Genomic DNA, 13,195 nt, shown 5'->3' on the forward strand with positions numbered 1-13,195 from the left:
TATCTTGTGCGCAAGTTAATTGTGTACTGTGTAATTTCAGGGCGCTATACTGCACACAATTAGTAAGCCAACCCGGACCCTGAAATGAGCCAAACCCTGCCACTGGATCAGCAATTGTGCTTTGCCTTGTATAGTGTTTCCAATGCGATGGTGCGGCTGTACCGACCGCTACTGCAGCCATTTGACCTTACTTACCCGCAGTATGTGGTATTACTGGCGTTATGGCAGCAAGACAATATCAGTTTAGGAAAGCTTGGCCGGGCAACGTTATTTGATTCTGGTACCTTAACGCCGTTAGTCAAAAAGCTGGAGCAAAAGCAGTTGCTGCAGCGGGTGGCCAGCCAGGATGACGAAAGGGTAAAGCAGGTGGTGCTGAGTGCAGAGGGTAGAGCATTACAGCAAAAAGTCAGCGGTGTAATGCAGGCCCTGCGCTGCCAGGTGGCAATGGAAGATAATCAGCTGGTTCAGTTGCGCCAACTGGCCCAGCAGCTACAACAACAAATTAGTGCAGCGGCCAGTTGCAGTTGCTCTTAGTCAGTTAATCAGCTTGTTGTAATGCCTGTAAGCGTAATGGTTCAAGTTGTTGCAGCCGTTGCCTGTAGTCAGAATAAAACGGAACACTGGACGCTACCAACAGCCTGCCGCTTGGGTTGCGCAGCCAGCTGTACCAGGGGTAAGTCGCCTGTTCATCTTGCTTTAAAAGCTGCTGTGCATGAACGTTTTTGGTGTCTTGCAGCAGAAATAGCGGGCGAGCTAACCGGACAAAAACTGTCTCAAAAACGCTTTGATTCTCGCTCTCATCAGGATTATCTAGCCAGGTGTCAGCTAAAATATCAGCGCCAAAATGCCATTCACCCGCCATCACCAGCTCAAGACTCAAGGCTTTATCACTAATGGCACTCGCCCAGGCAGCCGGCACCGCCGCCGGGCGTTGCGCTTTGGGCAGTTGCTTGATTATCTCGGGAGCAAACTGAAAATGGTGCTTGAGCGCTGCGGTGCTAACCATCTTGGTGATCAGGCTATTGCTGTTAGTCAACACGGTTTGCCAGAACTGGTAATCTGCCGTCAGTGCAGTTTTAACCTGTTTGTTATTGCCCTGCTGAGCCTCGAGCCAGGCCTGCCAAAGTAGTAATCTTTGGCCATGCAATAAACCCTGATAAAGTGGGATGTCTTGCAGAGTGGGTGGCGGCTCTTGCCACTGCGGGTATTGTAGTAATTGCTGATAAAACTCCATTAGTTGACGATGCTCAGCAATCAGCTTAGCTAAATCAGTTTTGGCGGTTAGCGCCTCAGCACAGTCTTGCTGGTTACACTGGTGGTAAAGCTGCTGCAGTGACTCGGAGAGCCGCAGTTCATTATTGGCATGATGGGCAACAAAGTGCTGGTAGCCATTTTGCGCTGCCGGGATTGGCGGTGGTTGCAGCAGGCTTTGCATATGCAGGCTGGCATCGTTAGGTTTGGCATCCTGCCAGTTTATTGCCAGTAATAACAGATATAACCCGATCAGCAACAATAACAAACCCAGCAAAAGTTTAACGGTACCGCGCGCCACTGTTTTTAATACAGCCATGCAGCTTCCTTATTATTTAGTGATGATATTTAGTAGGTTACCAGATTATTGGCCGGCATATTGTGCTATCAGCAGATCAATTACGCCTTGTTGCTGCATCAGCTCTAACTCTTGCTGCATTCGTTCCGCTAGCTCTGGCGGAAAGGCACGATTAAGTGCCAGATAATTATCACCGACATCCTGCAATATGATTATTGGCTCTGCGCTATCTTCTGGCAGCTGCTGTTCACGCAGCCAGCTACGCAGCGAACGCTTTGAACCCACTACTAAATCGATACGATGTGCCATAAGCAGGCGTAGTGGTTCAGATTTAGTCGCAAAATCGAGCATATTCAAACCATATTCAAAACCAAGGTTAAGAAAGTAGTTTTCATATACATCGCCGCGCGCTATCGCCAGTTTATAATTTTTTGCTTCTTCAAGGTTGCCGGGGTTTACGTCGTGACGCCCTTTTAAGCGAAACAAATAACCCCAGTCTGATGCTATCGGACCAACCCACTGAAACATCGACTCGCGCGCTGCGCTGCGGGATGTAGAGAACACACCGCTCATCTGATGTCGCTGAGCATTCTCATAAGCTCTGGGCCACGGCAGTAGCGTAATCTGGCAGTCTAGCTTTTGTCGCTGACATAGTTGCTGCATTAATTCGACATTGATGCCGCTTACCTGGCCATCCTCCAGGTAGCTGTATGGTGGCATATGTTCTGTGTACAAGGTAATACTGATCGGCTCTTCGCTGGCGTACACCGATTTTATTAGTAACAACCAGCAAAAAAGTACAACACGCATGAGGTTATCCGCTAAATACATGATGATTTAGCCTAGGCTTTAATTGCTTTGACAGCAAGTCTGGCTGCATAGTGCCGCCCGTTGGTAACATACTGCACATTCGTTTAAACAGCGTTTATCCAGTATTGTATGCACTGAGAGCAGGTTGGTTGCTATAAAAGTGAGGTAAAATATTTTTTATTTAATTTGCGCTGTCGTGATATTCCCTGGCGTTGTTAACTAGGGTATAAGGGCGCTATGAAAATACCGAAACGTATTCAGCCACTGGTCGACGAAGGTCTGGTGGATGAAGTTATCCGGCCATTGATGAGTGGCAAAGAAGCCGCAGTATATATCGTCCGCTGTGGCGAGGACATCCGCTGCGCCAAAGTGTATAAAGAAGCAGACAAACGAAGTTTTAAACAAGCCGTGTTATATCAGGAAGGCCGTAAAGGCCGGAACAGCCGGCGCACCCGCGCTATGGAAAAAGGCTCAAAGTTTGGCCGCGCCCAGCAGGAACAAAGCTGGCAAAACGCCGAAGTAGACGCCCTGTTTAAGCTGGCTAAAGCCGGCGTGCGGGTGCCGCAGCCTTTTGGTTGCTACGATGGCGTACTACTAATGGAACTGGTTTGCGATGATGAAGGCATGGTGGCACCGCGTTTAGGCGATGTGGCGATGGCTGAAGATATTGCCCTGGCTGATCACGCCACCATGATGCAATACGTGGTAATGATGTTGTGCGAGGGCCTTATTCACGGTGACTTATCAGAATTTAACGTGCTGGTAGATGATTACGGCCCGGTAATTATCGATTTACCACAGGTAGTAGATGCTGCTGCCAATAACAACGCTAAATGGATGCTGGAGCGCGATATTAACAATATGCGTGATTATTACGGCCAGTACGCCCCACAACTACTGCAAACGAATTATGCCGGCGAAATCTGGGCATTATATGAAGCCGGCGAATTACACCCGGATGTGACACTAACCGGCGAGTTTGTGGCCGACGAAAGCGCCGCTGATGTCGACTCAGTGCTGGATCAAATTAAAGCCGCCTTTGCCGAAGTGGAAGAGCGCCGGGCCCGCGCCGCCGCGGACCAGGATGACTAAAGCTCCGCCTCGGGCAAAGCCGCTATTCTCCTTTGCCACTGACCGTTCTTGCTACCGCGCTGGCCAGAATAGAACCCTAAACATCTTGCTGGCACTGGTAACTTGCGGGTCAATAAATTAGTTAATATCGCTAAATTTTGGTGATATTGCTTTCTTCTGTTAATCACCTTTCCCATTAAATTTATATATATCATAAACTTATTTTTGGCAAAACAATTGCAAACTGAGTGGCAAGCTTAATAATAAATAAGGATATAAAAATGAAATTCTTTCAATTTGCTGGTGTGACTACGTTAGTTGCTGCTGCCGTATTATTCAGCGGTGTTTTTATTAGCGCAAAGGCCAATAGCCCGTACGGCAATATCGATAAAGTAATGGGTAGTGCCGTGGTGGGTAGTGGCGAGCAGTATGGCGATATCTCACTGGTGAATGGTAGTGTGCAGATGGCAAGTAACAGCCGGGCTAAAACGGTATCGGTCGTCAATGGTGGTGTTGATATTAGGGACAATGTGCAGCTGGACAGCGCCGAAACCGTTAACGGCACCATTGAAGCGGGCCGCAATTTACAGGTAACGGGTAACCTTAGCACGGTAAATGGCAAAATTATCGCAGACGATAATGCCCGGGTTGCTGGCGATGTCAGTTCGGTAAACGGCGATATTACCCTCAACAGCGCGCAGATAGCGCAGGATATCAGCACCGTTAACGGTGATATTAAACTTGCTGGTAATACTGTGATTAAAGGCAATGTGGTATTTAAAAAGCCCGGTAAGAAAAAGTCGTTTTTTGGCTGGGGTAACAATAACAAGCCCAGCCTGCATATTGCAGCCGATGCAGTAGTTGAAGGCCAGATTATTCTGGAGCAGCCGGTAGAGCTGGATTTCGCTAACCCGGAAATGCAGGCCAAAGTGGTTGAACGTTTTTAAGCCTTGCTGTTAACAGCGTTTGCTAGCGCTGCAACAGGCGGCGCATTAGTTGGTTATTCCAGTGTTGAATAATAATCTGGGCACGAAACAGTGCCCAGAGCTCTATTCCTGTTATAAGCAGCAACATGGCAATACCGACCAACACCAAGGGCGTAAACAATAGTGCCGCGCCAACCACAAATATCAGCAAATTAACCAGGCCGCGGCCCCACTGGCCCAGATAAAAATGGTGCAAACCGGCTAAAAAACACCAGTTTAACGTGGCGTAGGTATCAGGGTCACGCAGCAACGGCTTAAGTTGCTGATAAAACTCTTTGCGTTGCTCATCCGGCAGGGCTGCAACCCACTCACGAATTTGCTCTTCTTCGGCATCAACCTGTTGCTGATTCAGCATCGTTACGTGCTCCCACAAATGGCACCGGCTCTATGCATTTACAAAAACTGTCATGCCGGTTGCAACGCTTAATCCGCTGCCAGCCCATACCAACCCCTTTGCGCGCACCAAAGCGTTTAATGGCGGTATAAGTATAAGCCGAACAACTTGGCTCGAAGTTGCAGTCAATACCGAACCAGCGTATGCCACCCCCCGTTTTACGATAGAAACGAATAAGCCGCAATAACAGGCGTTGCATCTTAGCGGCCCAGTGTCACAACCATGGCCTCGCGGGTCCAGAACAACCAAAAGCGCTTTTGCTCAATTAACTGAAACACCACCTGCCAGCCCTGTGCTGCTTGGGCATTCAGCTCAGCTTCTACCTTTTTAAGTGGCAAGCCCGATGCACCAAGAAAAATAGTGCCACAACCGCCTTCGGCTATATAAATCATTTTGTATTCTTTAAACGCAGTGGCCATATCGCTGTTCCTTACTCGTTATTTTCGGTATGGCAGAAAACGCTGCTCTGCCTGTTGATATGCTCGCTGTGCCTGCCGTAAGTTTTGTTGCAACAGGGGTAGCTGGTCATGTATGTCCATCAGCTCGGTTTTCAGCAGTTCAATTTCAGCTAATAGTTGAATACGTTCATCTTTTACCAGACCATCTTCGACTAATAAGTCAGTTTTGCTGATGATGGTCTTTTCTGTTGTTCTGATTTGCTGTTGCAGACGGTCGATACTGGTGCGAGCACTGGCAACCGCTTGCTGTAAGCCGTAAAGTTCCTGGCCGTCACGATATCCGCTAAGAAAGGGTTCGGCCAGGTCAGCTGCACAACTACCCTGGTAGCTGCCGCCCCTCATACCAACCTCAAAGCCATTACGTTGGGTGCAATAATTCTCAGAGCCCTGGCGATGCCCCAGACGATAGGCATTCAGATCAGGTGTTACGCCATGGTCTGCACAATCCTGCCGGTAGGTGCTGATTTCAGTTTCAGGTTTGCCTTTGGAGCCGTCTTCAAAGCCAATGGTCCGCCAGTCGGCAGTCAGACACTGCGATTTATCCATAGTGGCGCAGCCATGCAATGCTGCCAGTGCCGGCAGTAACAGCCAAAGTTTTTTTGTCATAGCCATCTCGTTATTATTAATTGTTGTTGAGCCACTACACCTCAATGCCAAGGTCAGCTGCAAGCTAAGGTACACGGTATATTTGTCTATTGGCAAGTAGAACAGCGTTTATCGTTTCTTACCCAGCAACAGTAGCTGGACAGCGCCAACGGGTTGTTTATGCAAGCCTATATGTTGTCTTGCAACGTTAACGGCCTCTAAATAGGCATCCTGGGTTTTAGCCCGTTCGTTAGCGTACAGTGCCACTTGATCCTCATCAAACATCTCAGCATTTGGGATCTTGGAAATAACACTGGCCAGTTCTATCGCAGTTGTCAGTAATGCATCCATAGCCTCAACGACTTCTGCCGGGGCATAGATATATATTTTATTAATATTCTTTTTGCACGCCAGTATCTTATCGGCTTGATCATGAGCGCCATGTTCCTCGCAGTAAGCGGCATGATTTATCAATGTATCCAGCGAGGCCAAATACTCAGTAGCGGCTTCCCGCTCCAGCTGTTCCTTGTGATATTCAAGATCAATTTCTTTTTGCTGGCGGTAAGTAAAAATACCCAGCAACGCTGTGCCGATAGCTGCAATTACTGCAAGAAAATTGGCAATTGGTAAAAAATCAGCCATTTCCCGCTCCTTTTCTGCTTTGTTAAATTCACCACCTAAGATAGTAGTACAACTTTATTCGGATAAATGATAACCACGGATAACTTGTAGAGCGACGATTCTGAAAAACAATCTGTACCTGATTTCCATTTACTTTAAGTTTACTTAACTCTAAACTCGGCGCCAGATTTAATGCAGGGATGATGAAATGAAAACACTAATACTTGTAATGGTAATACTTAGTCTGACAAGCTGCGCTACGGTAAAGACACTGCCCGCCACCACTACCCATGTCAGCATTGAGCACGAGGGCAAGAAAAGCTATTGTCAGAGCATACCCCGTATATACAGCGGTTTTTCCTACAACTTATGTAAGCTTAATGGTGAACCAAGCCGTCAGGTAAACCTGGGAAGCAGCTTTAACAATGTGCCGTTTTTTATTATCGATGGCACCTTTTCCTTCGTCGCAGATACCGCTGCTTTGCCTTACACCCTGTATACCCAGAGCAAGCACGGCAGTATTGATGTTAATTAGCTCACCACAAAGTATTGTTAACCGATAGAGCAAGTCACATTGTCGCTAGCTGGAATGGACTCTTAGAAAGCAGATGAATTTTGTCATAAAAAACATTGTTACGTATTGCCTGGCCATGGTTTTCAGCTGCTTATCGTTACCTGTCTTTTCTGACGACATATCAGCAAATTGCGCTGATTTGCCTGCAGGCGCTATTGCAGCGCTACCGCTTATTTTTGAATTCCGACACCTTCGATTAGCATGTGACAAATTTGGTCACCGGCTTGAACCAAATACCGACGTCACATGGCTAAGTTTGTTGAACGAGCCCTTCGATGTTTATGCCCGACAACCACTAAAAATGAGCAATAAAGCTGAAAGCTCAGTGTATTTTTTGACGGTTTCCGCAAAACAGCTTAGCAACAAGTATCGAAGAATATTGCATCGTAATTTTTTAAAGAAAATCTTTCATAATTATTCGCTACCGTCGTTGATCACTGAATTTAGCGCTACTACCACGGAAGGAATAGTATTCACGTTATATCTGATGCCTGACAGGGGAATAGTTTGTTTTGACAACTGTGCTTACTGGCAAATTTTTCTGGTTAAACAAAACACGCCACTTTGGCAAGATAGTAAAAGTAAGAAAGAAGACTTTATTAGCTATCCAACCAGTGAATCGGCATGGCCAAAACAGAAAATAGCCTGGGCCATTGTCCTGGTGCTATTTAACTGGCCAGTTCTGACGCTCTATATGTTTTTTATGCTGATGCCTGCAATATACAATGACTTAAATACTCAATCTCCAACTCTGGAGGGGTTTATAAAACATGACCGGAAAGGGGGCACCTTGCCGCTGTTAATTATTGGTATGCAGTGGCGAGTAATACGTGGTAAGTACACTGCAGATGCCAGACAATCAAATTGTTTAACGATGGTGCGTATAGGCCAGGGAATGGTCGCTGCTAATATTTTAATTTTTTACATGTTTATTTCAAGCTAGGGCCGCCATCGTGCTGCCTACACCATAATGTATATAATGATGTTTGTTGTTGCCTTTGGCAGCTTGCTACGGCTGGTGTTGTGGTAAGAAGCGAAAAGCCAGAATGGTTGCTCAACCTGCATTTAAGTCAGTACCTCATTGCCCTGAGTACTGTGCCCGGTATTGCGCCGGTGTCAGGCCAGTACTGGTTTTAAACGCCTTGTAAAATGACGAGCGCGCATTAAAACCAACGGCCATGGCAATGGTCAATATACTGGCATTGGTGTGCTGTAACTGCTGCTTCGCCGCGGTAATTCGGGCTTCGTTAATGTAGTCGTAGAATGATTGCTGTAATGTCTGATTCAGCGTTTGCGATAAATATTGCGCCGATACGCCAATATGCTCTGCCAACTTATATAGGGTTAGCGCCGGGTCTAAATAAAGTTGTTCGCTATACACTGCCTGTTGCAGCTTAGCAGCAATACGCTGAGCCTGGACCTCAGCTAAGGCAGAGCGCTGATACTTTGTATTATCGGTTTTTGTCATTGGCTCGTCTGGTTCAGCTGCTACTGCTTCTGTCAGGGTTGTTGCGGCAAGCCCGGCAAAACCCGGCTGCTGATTCAGGCCGCATGAACAAAGTAACCACACCAACAGCAATGCCAATAACAGCACGCCGGTTTCATTTAGCCAGGGCGACGGCTCACCAACCAAAAAAACCAAAACGGCATAACCCCAGCTCAGTAGCAATATCACCATTAAAGCGCCAAGCCAACCTAGCTTTTTGCCGTCGTCTGCAGCAAACACCTGTTTTAGTCGCTGCCGGTAATGCTTAATTAGCAGTGTGATACGCAGCAAGCTCATCAGGCTCAACACCAGCCATAACATGGTGGCGATGAAAAACAGCGCAGCGGTGAGCAACAGCTGGCCTTGCAACTCAGTGTCATCTGCAAAAAACAGCGCCTGTTGCTCCGCCGTGGGCAGGGTATAAATCAGCAGCGCCAGCGGTATCGCCAGTAATTGTGGCCAGTACAGGCCAAGGTAGCTCCACTGCCAGTGCCACGGTGTGCTGGCAGTCAGCGCCCGGCAGTATAAATATAAACTGGCAGGCAGCGCCAGAAAGGTAATTGGTAAGCTGGCGATATAAACAAAGGTTAGCTCCGGCAAAGTGTTAAAAATTATCGGGCCAATAATAATCAGCGCCATTGCCCATAATACGAATAATAGCGGTAGCAAAAAGCGGCGCTGCGGCAGTTGCGGCATCAGCTGCTGTATCGTAAGGCCGATAATACCCAGCGCCGTAGCGCTAACAATCACTTGAATCATTTATCTGGTTAACCTGTTGCATTAGCTGCGCTCAGTGTACGACGTTTTCTTGGTCTGCAATAGCAAAAGCCTGTCCGCGCTTATCGTCGCGGACGACATAACGCTATTAATTACATAAGGTTATTGCCGACATTTATCGTCAGGACACTTTTTCTAAAAAGGATAATATTATGGACAACAGTACAACATCAGGCGTCGCTCTGCTAAAAACAGGCGGCTGGGCCGCCATCGGCATGGCGCTTTGTTATATCAGCGTGGCAGTGATTTTCTTTGGCCTGTTAGCCGTGCCACAGGGGGCTGATACCCTTGGCCGGATCCAGTATTTGCAGCAAGAATATACGCTGGTCGCTACGGGCTATGGTATTGGCTACCTGCTGTTCGGTGTGCTGCTGGCCATATTGCTGCAAACGCTACAGCAGGCAGTGCCAAACAAACACGCTGCTACGGCTGCTTTAGCAGACCGCTTTGGTAATGTCTGGGTCGTGCTGATGATGGCATCTGGCATGGTCGTATTAATTGGGCTGGATAAAATATTCCGCTTAGCCGGTAGCGATGTGGTGCAGGCAGTAGCGCTTTACCATAGCAGCGGCCTGCTTACCGACGCACTTGGCGGTGGCATTGAGCTGGTTGGCGGCCTGTGGGTATTGTTGCTTAGCATTGCCGGGTTACAACAGCAGTGGTTACCCAGGGCTGTGCATCTGTTAGGTTTGCTGGTGGGTAGCTTAGGCATTCTAACCGTGTTACATACCGCGCCTTACCTGAAAGAAGCCTTTGGCTTGTCACAATTAATGTGGTTTATCTGGCTGGGCGTGCTGTTGTTAAGTAGCGGCACTGGCAAGCACAACAGCTCTGCGTTAAGCTAAGCAGCAAACCGCTTCGCCCTGTAAAGGATTAGCCTATGTCATTCGATATCAGCCCGTTACTTAACGCCATTGCCCGCCTGCAGGAAGGTTGGCAGCGTTATCAGCTGGATATCAGCGATATTCAAATCCGGGATGGCCTGGTGCAGCGTTTTGAATTTACCTATGAAATCAGTCATAAAATGCTGAAACGCTATCTTGAGCACAGTTCTGCGTCACCTGAGCAATTCGACGTGATGCCGTTCGCTGATCTAATACGCAGTGCCAATGAGCAAGGTTTATTAAAAAGTGACTGGCCGGCCTGGCGCGGCTATCGTGATATGCGCAGCAAAACCAGCCATACCTATGATGAAGATATCGCCCTGCAGGTTGTCGCTGGTATACCGGCTTTTATCAGCGAGGCAGAATTTCTGGCCAGCCAGTTACAACAGCGACTGGCCAATGGTTAAACCTAACGCCCTGCAAATTACTGAGCAGCAATGGCAACAGCTAGTTGCTATTTTGCAGCGCCATCTGGCGAAATACCCGGTCTGGGCCTTTGGCTCACGGGTTAACGGCACGCCAAAGCCATACTCCGATTTGGATCTTGCCATTATCAGTGAGCAACCGTTACCACTGTCTCTGCTGGCCGAAGTAGCGGAAGCCTTTAGCGAGTCGGATTTACCCTGGAAAGTAGATTTAGTCGATTGGGCCACAACTTCAGAGCGGTTTCGGCAGGTGATTGAGCAGCAGAAGCTGGTCATTTCCGATGGTCTGAAACCATAAAGGTAAGTTTAGCCCGGCTATTTGGTTGGCATCAGGGTAATTTCCCGTACATCGCATCTTGGGTTGGCAGATATCGCAAACAGCACGGCATCGGCAATGTCGCCTGGGTCTAGTTTGTCCGGTTTGGCTTCATCAAAAAACAGCGTATTAACCATACACCGAGCCTTTTAAGGTTATCTTGCTGGCAATCTCAACCACATTTTTAATTTGGTTTAGCTTTGATACGTCTGCGGTTACCGCCAACACCTTATCGCTGCCCCAACGATCTGCTATTTTATTTAGTTTATCGGCGCTTCTGGCGGTGATAACCGCTTTATGACCGGCTGCAACTACCTTATCAACAGTAGCAGCACCGATACCACTGGATGCGCCGGTAATCAGTACTATTTTTTCATTGCTCATGCGTATCTCCTTAATTCAGACAATTTGATTGTTTGCTGCGCAACTAAGCGTGCAGATAACAAAGCGTGCAGATAACAAAGCGTGCAGATAACAAAGCAATACTGATACCAGTTTAAAGAAAAGCGGCGCAGGCCACTAAAATGGCGAGAGGTAGGTTTAAAACCTGCCCAAGAACATAAAATAAATAGGATGGTTTTGTAACAAGTTATCGCCCCAGGTAAGATTTACAGGGGAAAATGCAGGGTAAAAGTTGTAACAATTGGATCTGACCCTTAGCGTTCTAACAATTGGATCTGACCCTTAGCGTTCTGAGTGCTAAGAAAAAGGAGCAAGTATTCTACCGCTGCAGCGGTTTAGCCCTTGCTCCTTTTTAAAGACCTATGTGTCGATTAGTGAGCTTTGCGACGACGTGCAGAGGCGCCAATCGAAAACAAGCCTAAGCTCATCAAGAGAAGTATGCCAGGTTCTGACACCCGAACCATCGCACTACCAATAAAATTAGCATGAATGTAAGTAGGGACAAAACCACTGAACTCTCCAAAACTAGAATTTAAGCCACCACCGATATCTCCAAAGCCAGTACCAAAACTTAAGCCGTAACTGTTAATGCCGGAGATTAAACCATTTATAAAATTAGGACCACCGGAGTCTCCTCCCGCTACGCCAACTTCACGATCACCCAGGCCTATATCGTCAAAAGTGCTACCCAGGCCAAGCGCTGCGGCGATTCTGCCTGCTGCATCATTGATCAGTAAACTATTGTCGAAATCAGAAACGTATGAGTATGTAACATCAGCAGAACCAAAGAAGCTGTCTGTAAAGAATCCGCCAAAAAGGTCATTGCCCCATGCGTAGTCATACTTGTTGTCACCTTCGCGCAAGTAACCCGTAGTTCCACTAAATGCACCGTTACCAGTGCCCATTAAACCATAGCCCGCTACGTTAAAGTTTTGCCCTGTAAGGTCATTACCAGTATAAATGTCATGGGAAATGGCCCACACCGGTGCTTTCTCAGCTAAGCGCAATACGGCAACGTCGTTTTGATCAATGACTTCACCGGTGTAGTTTTCATTAACGAAATAATCAGTAACCGCAATACTTACTACATCTGGCTGTACACCATATATCCGTGCATCAGGAGCCAGGCCACCATCGGGCTGGAAAAAGATAGTAGTCGATAAAGGGTTAGCTGTGCCTGCGCCATCAGAAACACAATGCGCTGCAGTTAGAATTGACCGGCGATCGTTTAGTAATGTGCCTGAACAGACGAAACGGTTACCATTTCCATAATCCATTAACATGCCTACCACGCCGCTGTAAGCAGGATAAGTAGGGTGATAAATAGCGTTACCTGCCAGACCTGCTTCCGGAGAGGCAGTGCCGCCGGGTGCTGCACCAGTTAACAAACTGCGCGCTGTCCAGCTTAAAGTTTCGTTACCGCCGCTGGTAATCAGGCCGGCATGTGAATTAAAAACCGCACTCATACTAAGCGCTAGTGTTACTGTTGCTGCAGAAAACATGTTTCTTAAAGTCATTATTATTATCCCTTCTAATACATTTTATGGATTGTTTAACTTTTGCTATTTAGTGAACCAGGTCTTAGTAGATAGTCGAAATGAATTTAAAAGCAATCAGCAAGCCTCATGCCAAAATATAAAGTAAATTAGAATCATAGGCTTGGTGATTTTCATTGAGTAACTTCTAATTTTGTGTAAAAAAAACTGACATCTTTAGAGGTTTAGTAGCGCATGCTAATGTAATGAGGCTAAGGACAGCACCATCCGGGCTTTTGCTTACCTTACGAATACTGGCACCCATGTCATAACGCGCTGTCTCTGAGGCACTCTTGCTTTATAGATATAGCAAAGACCTCGC

At 47.2% G+C, this 13,195-nt stretch carries 19 protein-coding genes; 8 read left to right on the forward strand and 11 right to left on the reverse strand.

Features of this window, described 5'->3' with window-relative positions:
- Positions 1–84 precede the first annotated feature (84 nt).
- Entirely contained in the window at positions 85–534 is a 450-nt protein-coding gene (locus H141_RS0111075; protein ID WP_026349395.1) for a MarR family winged helix-turn-helix transcriptional regulator, read from the forward strand.
- 4 nt (positions 535–538) lie between these two features.
- Here H141_RS0111075 and H141_RS0111080 read toward each other — a convergent pair whose 3' ends face one another.
- Together H141_RS0111080 and H141_RS20155 are read right to left on the reverse strand one after the other, a co-directional pair.
- Positions 539–1,570: a hypothetical protein gene (locus H141_RS0111080; RefSeq protein WP_019676338.1), complete on the reverse strand. Its 1,032-nt coding sequence runs from the start codon at positions 1,568–1,570 to the stop codon at positions 539–541.
- 45 nt (positions 1,571–1,615) lie between these two features.
- Positions 1,616–2,359, reverse strand: coding sequence for a substrate-binding periplasmic protein (locus tag H141_RS20155; protein WP_169337171.1), 744 nt, complete (start codon positions 2,357–2,359; stop codon positions 1,616–1,618).
- A 237-nt stretch (positions 2,360–2,596) separates the two neighbouring features.
- On the opposite strand from H141_RS20155, the gene H141_RS0111090 reads away from it, so the two are divergent.
- The gene (locus H141_RS0111090; RefSeq protein WP_019676340.1) at positions 2,597–3,451 is read left to right on the forward strand and encodes a PA4780 family RIO1-like protein kinase; all 855 of its coding nucleotides are present in this window, start codon (positions 2,597–2,599) and stop codon (positions 3,449–3,451) included.
- Positions 3,452–3,711: 260 nt separating this feature from the next.
- On the forward strand, positions 3,712–4,377 hold the full coding sequence (locus tag H141_RS0111095) for a DUF4097 family beta strand repeat-containing protein (RefSeq protein ID WP_019676341.1): 666 nt from the start codon (positions 3,712–3,714) through the stop codon (positions 4,375–4,377).
- 22 nt (positions 4,378–4,399) lie between these two features.
- Here the strand turns inward: H141_RS0111095 and H141_RS0111100 are convergent, their stop codons facing one another.
- From H141_RS0111100 to H141_RS0111120, 5 genes are all read right to left on the reverse strand, one after another.
- The gene (locus H141_RS0111100) at positions 4,400–4,771 is read right to left on the reverse strand and encodes a TM2 domain-containing protein (protein ID WP_019676342.1); all 372 of its coding nucleotides are present in this window, start codon (positions 4,769–4,771) and stop codon (positions 4,400–4,402) included.
- Positions 4,749–5,009 (reverse strand): membrane protein insertion efficiency factor YidD, encoded by a 261-nt coding sequence (yidD, locus tag H141_RS0111105; protein ID WP_019676343.1) that lies wholly within the window; start codon positions 5,007–5,009, stop codon positions 4,749–4,751. Before yidD ends, H141_RS0111100 begins: the two co-directional genes overlap by 23 nt.
- Before the next feature lies 1 nt (position 5,010).
- A complete protein-coding gene (locus H141_RS0111110) occupies positions 5,011–5,229 on the reverse strand; it encodes a DUF4177 domain-containing protein (protein ID WP_019676344.1) in 219 nt (72 codons plus the stop codon).
- Positions 5,230–5,247: 18 nt separating this feature from the next.
- Positions 5,248–5,874 (reverse strand): DUF2799 domain-containing protein, encoded by a 627-nt coding sequence (locus H141_RS0111115; protein ID WP_033425497.1) that lies wholly within the window; start codon positions 5,872–5,874, stop codon positions 5,248–5,250.
- A gap of 108 nt (positions 5,875–5,982) precedes the next feature.
- Positions 5,983–6,495, reverse strand: coding sequence for a hypothetical protein (locus H141_RS0111120; RefSeq protein WP_019676346.1), 513 nt, complete (start codon positions 6,493–6,495; stop codon positions 5,983–5,985).
- 187 nt (positions 6,496–6,682) lie between these two features.
- Here H141_RS0111120 and H141_RS0111125 point away from each other — a divergent pair, with 187 nt between their 5' ends.
- The gene (locus H141_RS0111125; RefSeq protein ID WP_019676347.1) at positions 6,683–7,009 is read left to right on the forward strand and encodes a YceK/YidQ family lipoprotein; all 327 of its coding nucleotides are present in this window, start codon (positions 6,683–6,685) and stop codon (positions 7,007–7,009) included.
- Positions 7,010–7,082: 73 nt separating this feature from the next.
- Positions 7,083–7,991, forward strand: a complete 909-nt coding sequence (locus H141_RS21445; protein ID WP_157610863.1) for a hypothetical protein — start codon at positions 7,083–7,085, stop codon at positions 7,989–7,991.
- Between the two features lie 135 nt (positions 7,992–8,126).
- On the opposite strand, the gene H141_RS20930 is transcribed toward H141_RS21445, so the two are convergent.
- Positions 8,127–9,293 carry a helix-turn-helix transcriptional regulator gene (locus H141_RS20930; RefSeq protein ID WP_019676350.1) on the reverse strand — a complete coding sequence of 389 codons (1,167 nt, stop codon included), beginning with the start codon at positions 9,291–9,293 and terminating at the stop codon, positions 8,127–8,129.
- Positions 9,294–9,463: 170 nt separating this feature from the next.
- Between H141_RS20930 and H141_RS20165 the strand changes: the two genes are divergently transcribed.
- The 3 genes from H141_RS20165 to H141_RS0111155 are packed head-to-tail and all read left to right on the forward strand — an operon-like array spanning position 9,464 to position 10,918.
- Entirely contained in the window at positions 9,464–10,156 is a 693-nt protein-coding gene (locus H141_RS20165) for a hypothetical protein (RefSeq protein ID WP_019676351.1), read from the forward strand.
- Positions 10,157–10,191: 35 nt separating this feature from the next.
- A complete protein-coding gene (locus tag H141_RS0111150; RefSeq protein WP_019676352.1) occupies positions 10,192–10,602 on the forward strand; it encodes a nucleotidyltransferase substrate binding protein in 411 nt (136 codons plus the stop codon).
- Positions 10,595–10,918, forward strand: a complete 324-nt coding sequence (locus tag H141_RS0111155) for a nucleotidyltransferase family protein (RefSeq protein ID WP_019676353.1) — start codon at positions 10,595–10,597, stop codon at positions 10,916–10,918. The genes H141_RS0111150 and H141_RS0111155 overlap by 8 nt, the downstream gene beginning before the upstream one ends.
- 17 nt (positions 10,919–10,935) lie before the next feature.
- On the opposite strand, the gene H141_RS21765 is transcribed toward H141_RS0111155, so the two are convergent.
- The 3 genes from H141_RS21765 to H141_RS0111170 all read right to left on the reverse strand — a co-directional run bounded on the left by H141_RS21765 (position 10,936) and on the right by H141_RS0111170 (position 12,855).
- The gene (locus H141_RS21765; RefSeq protein ID WP_205620381.1) at positions 10,936–11,073 is read right to left on the reverse strand and encodes a hypothetical protein; all 138 of its coding nucleotides are present in this window, start codon (positions 11,071–11,073) and stop codon (positions 10,936–10,938) included.
- Positions 11,066–11,320: an SDR family NAD(P)-dependent oxidoreductase gene (locus H141_RS20775; RefSeq protein WP_026349397.1), complete on the reverse strand. Its 255-nt coding sequence runs from the start codon at positions 11,318–11,320 to the stop codon at positions 11,066–11,068. Before H141_RS20775 ends, H141_RS21765 begins: the two co-directional genes overlap by 8 nt.
- A 389-nt stretch (positions 11,321–11,709) precedes the next feature.
- Positions 11,710–12,855, reverse strand: coding sequence for a trypsin-like serine protease (locus H141_RS0111170; RefSeq protein WP_083923054.1), 1,146 nt, complete (start codon positions 12,853–12,855; stop codon positions 11,710–11,712).
- Between the last annotated feature and the right edge of the window lie 340 nt (positions 12,856–13,195).

Origin of the sequence: Arsukibacterium perlucidum DSM 18276 (genome assembly GCF_000382165.1) — a bacterium.
In the GTDB taxonomy this organism is placed as follows: domain Bacteria; phylum Pseudomonadota; class Gammaproteobacteria; order Enterobacterales; family Alteromonadaceae; genus Alishewanella; species Alishewanella perlucidum.

Bases quoted from the DNA above. Each gene is read 5' to 3' on its own strand.
- H141_RS20155 (WP_169337171.1), bottom strand. From the start codon at position 2,359: ATGCGTGTTGTACTTTTTTGCTGGTTGTTACTAATAAAATCGGTGTAC.
- H141_RS0111075 (WP_026349395.1), top strand. From the start codon at position 85: ATGAGCCAAACCCTGCCACTGGATCAGCAATTGTGCTTTGCCTTGTAT.
- H141_RS0111090 (WP_019676340.1), top strand. From the start codon at position 2,597: ATGAAAATACCGAAACGTATTCAGCCACTGGTCGACGAAGGTCTGGTG.
- H141_RS20930 (WP_019676350.1), bottom strand. From the start codon at position 9,293: ATGATTCAAGTGATTGTTAGCGCTACGGCGCTGGGTATTATCGGCCTT.
- H141_RS0111125 (WP_019676347.1), top strand. From the start codon at position 6,683: ATGAAAACACTAATACTTGTAATGGTAATACTTAGTCTGACAAGCTGC.
- H141_RS0111170 (WP_083923054.1), bottom strand. From the start codon at position 12,855: ATGACTTTAAGAAACATGTTTTCTGCAGCAACAGTAACACTAGCGCTT.
- H141_RS21765 (WP_205620381.1), bottom strand. From the start codon at position 11,073: ATGGTTAATACGCTGTTTTTTGATGAAGCCAAACCGGACAAACTAGAC.
- H141_RS0111120 (WP_019676346.1), bottom strand. From the start codon at position 6,495: ATGGCTGATTTTTTACCAATTGCCAATTTTCTTGCAGTAATTGCAGCT.
- H141_RS0111155 (WP_019676353.1), top strand. From the start codon at position 10,595: ATGGTTAAACCTAACGCCCTGCAAATTACTGAGCAGCAATGGCAACAG.
- H141_RS0111110 (WP_019676344.1), bottom strand. From the start codon at position 5,229: ATGGCCACTGCGTTTAAAGAATACAAAATGATTTATATAGCCGAAGGC.
- H141_RS0111100 (WP_019676342.1), bottom strand. From the start codon at position 4,771: ATGCTGAATCAGCAACAGGTTGATGCCGAAGAAGAGCAAATTCGTGAG.
- yidD (WP_019676343.1), bottom strand. From the start codon at position 5,009: ATGCAACGCCTGTTATTGCGGCTTATTCGTTTCTATCGTAAAACGGGG.
- H141_RS0111115 (WP_033425497.1), bottom strand. From the start codon at position 5,874: ATGACAAAAAAACTTTGGCTGTTACTGCCGGCACTGGCAGCATTGCAT.
- H141_RS20165 (WP_019676351.1), top strand. From the start codon at position 9,464: ATGGACAACAGTACAACATCAGGCGTCGCTCTGCTAAAAACAGGCGGC.
- H141_RS20775 (WP_026349397.1), bottom strand. From the start codon at position 11,320: ATGAGCAATGAAAAAATAGTACTGATTACCGGCGCATCCAGTGGTATC.
- H141_RS0111150 (WP_019676352.1), top strand. From the start codon at position 10,192: ATGTCATTCGATATCAGCCCGTTACTTAACGCCATTGCCCGCCTGCAG.
- H141_RS0111095 (WP_019676341.1), top strand. From the start codon at position 3,712: ATGAAATTCTTTCAATTTGCTGGTGTGACTACGTTAGTTGCTGCTGCC.
- H141_RS21445 (WP_157610863.1), top strand. From the start codon at position 7,083: ATGAATTTTGTCATAAAAAACATTGTTACGTATTGCCTGGCCATGGTT.
- H141_RS0111080 (WP_019676338.1), bottom strand. From the start codon at position 1,570: ATGGCTGTATTAAAAACAGTGGCGCGCGGTACCGTTAAACTTTTGCTG.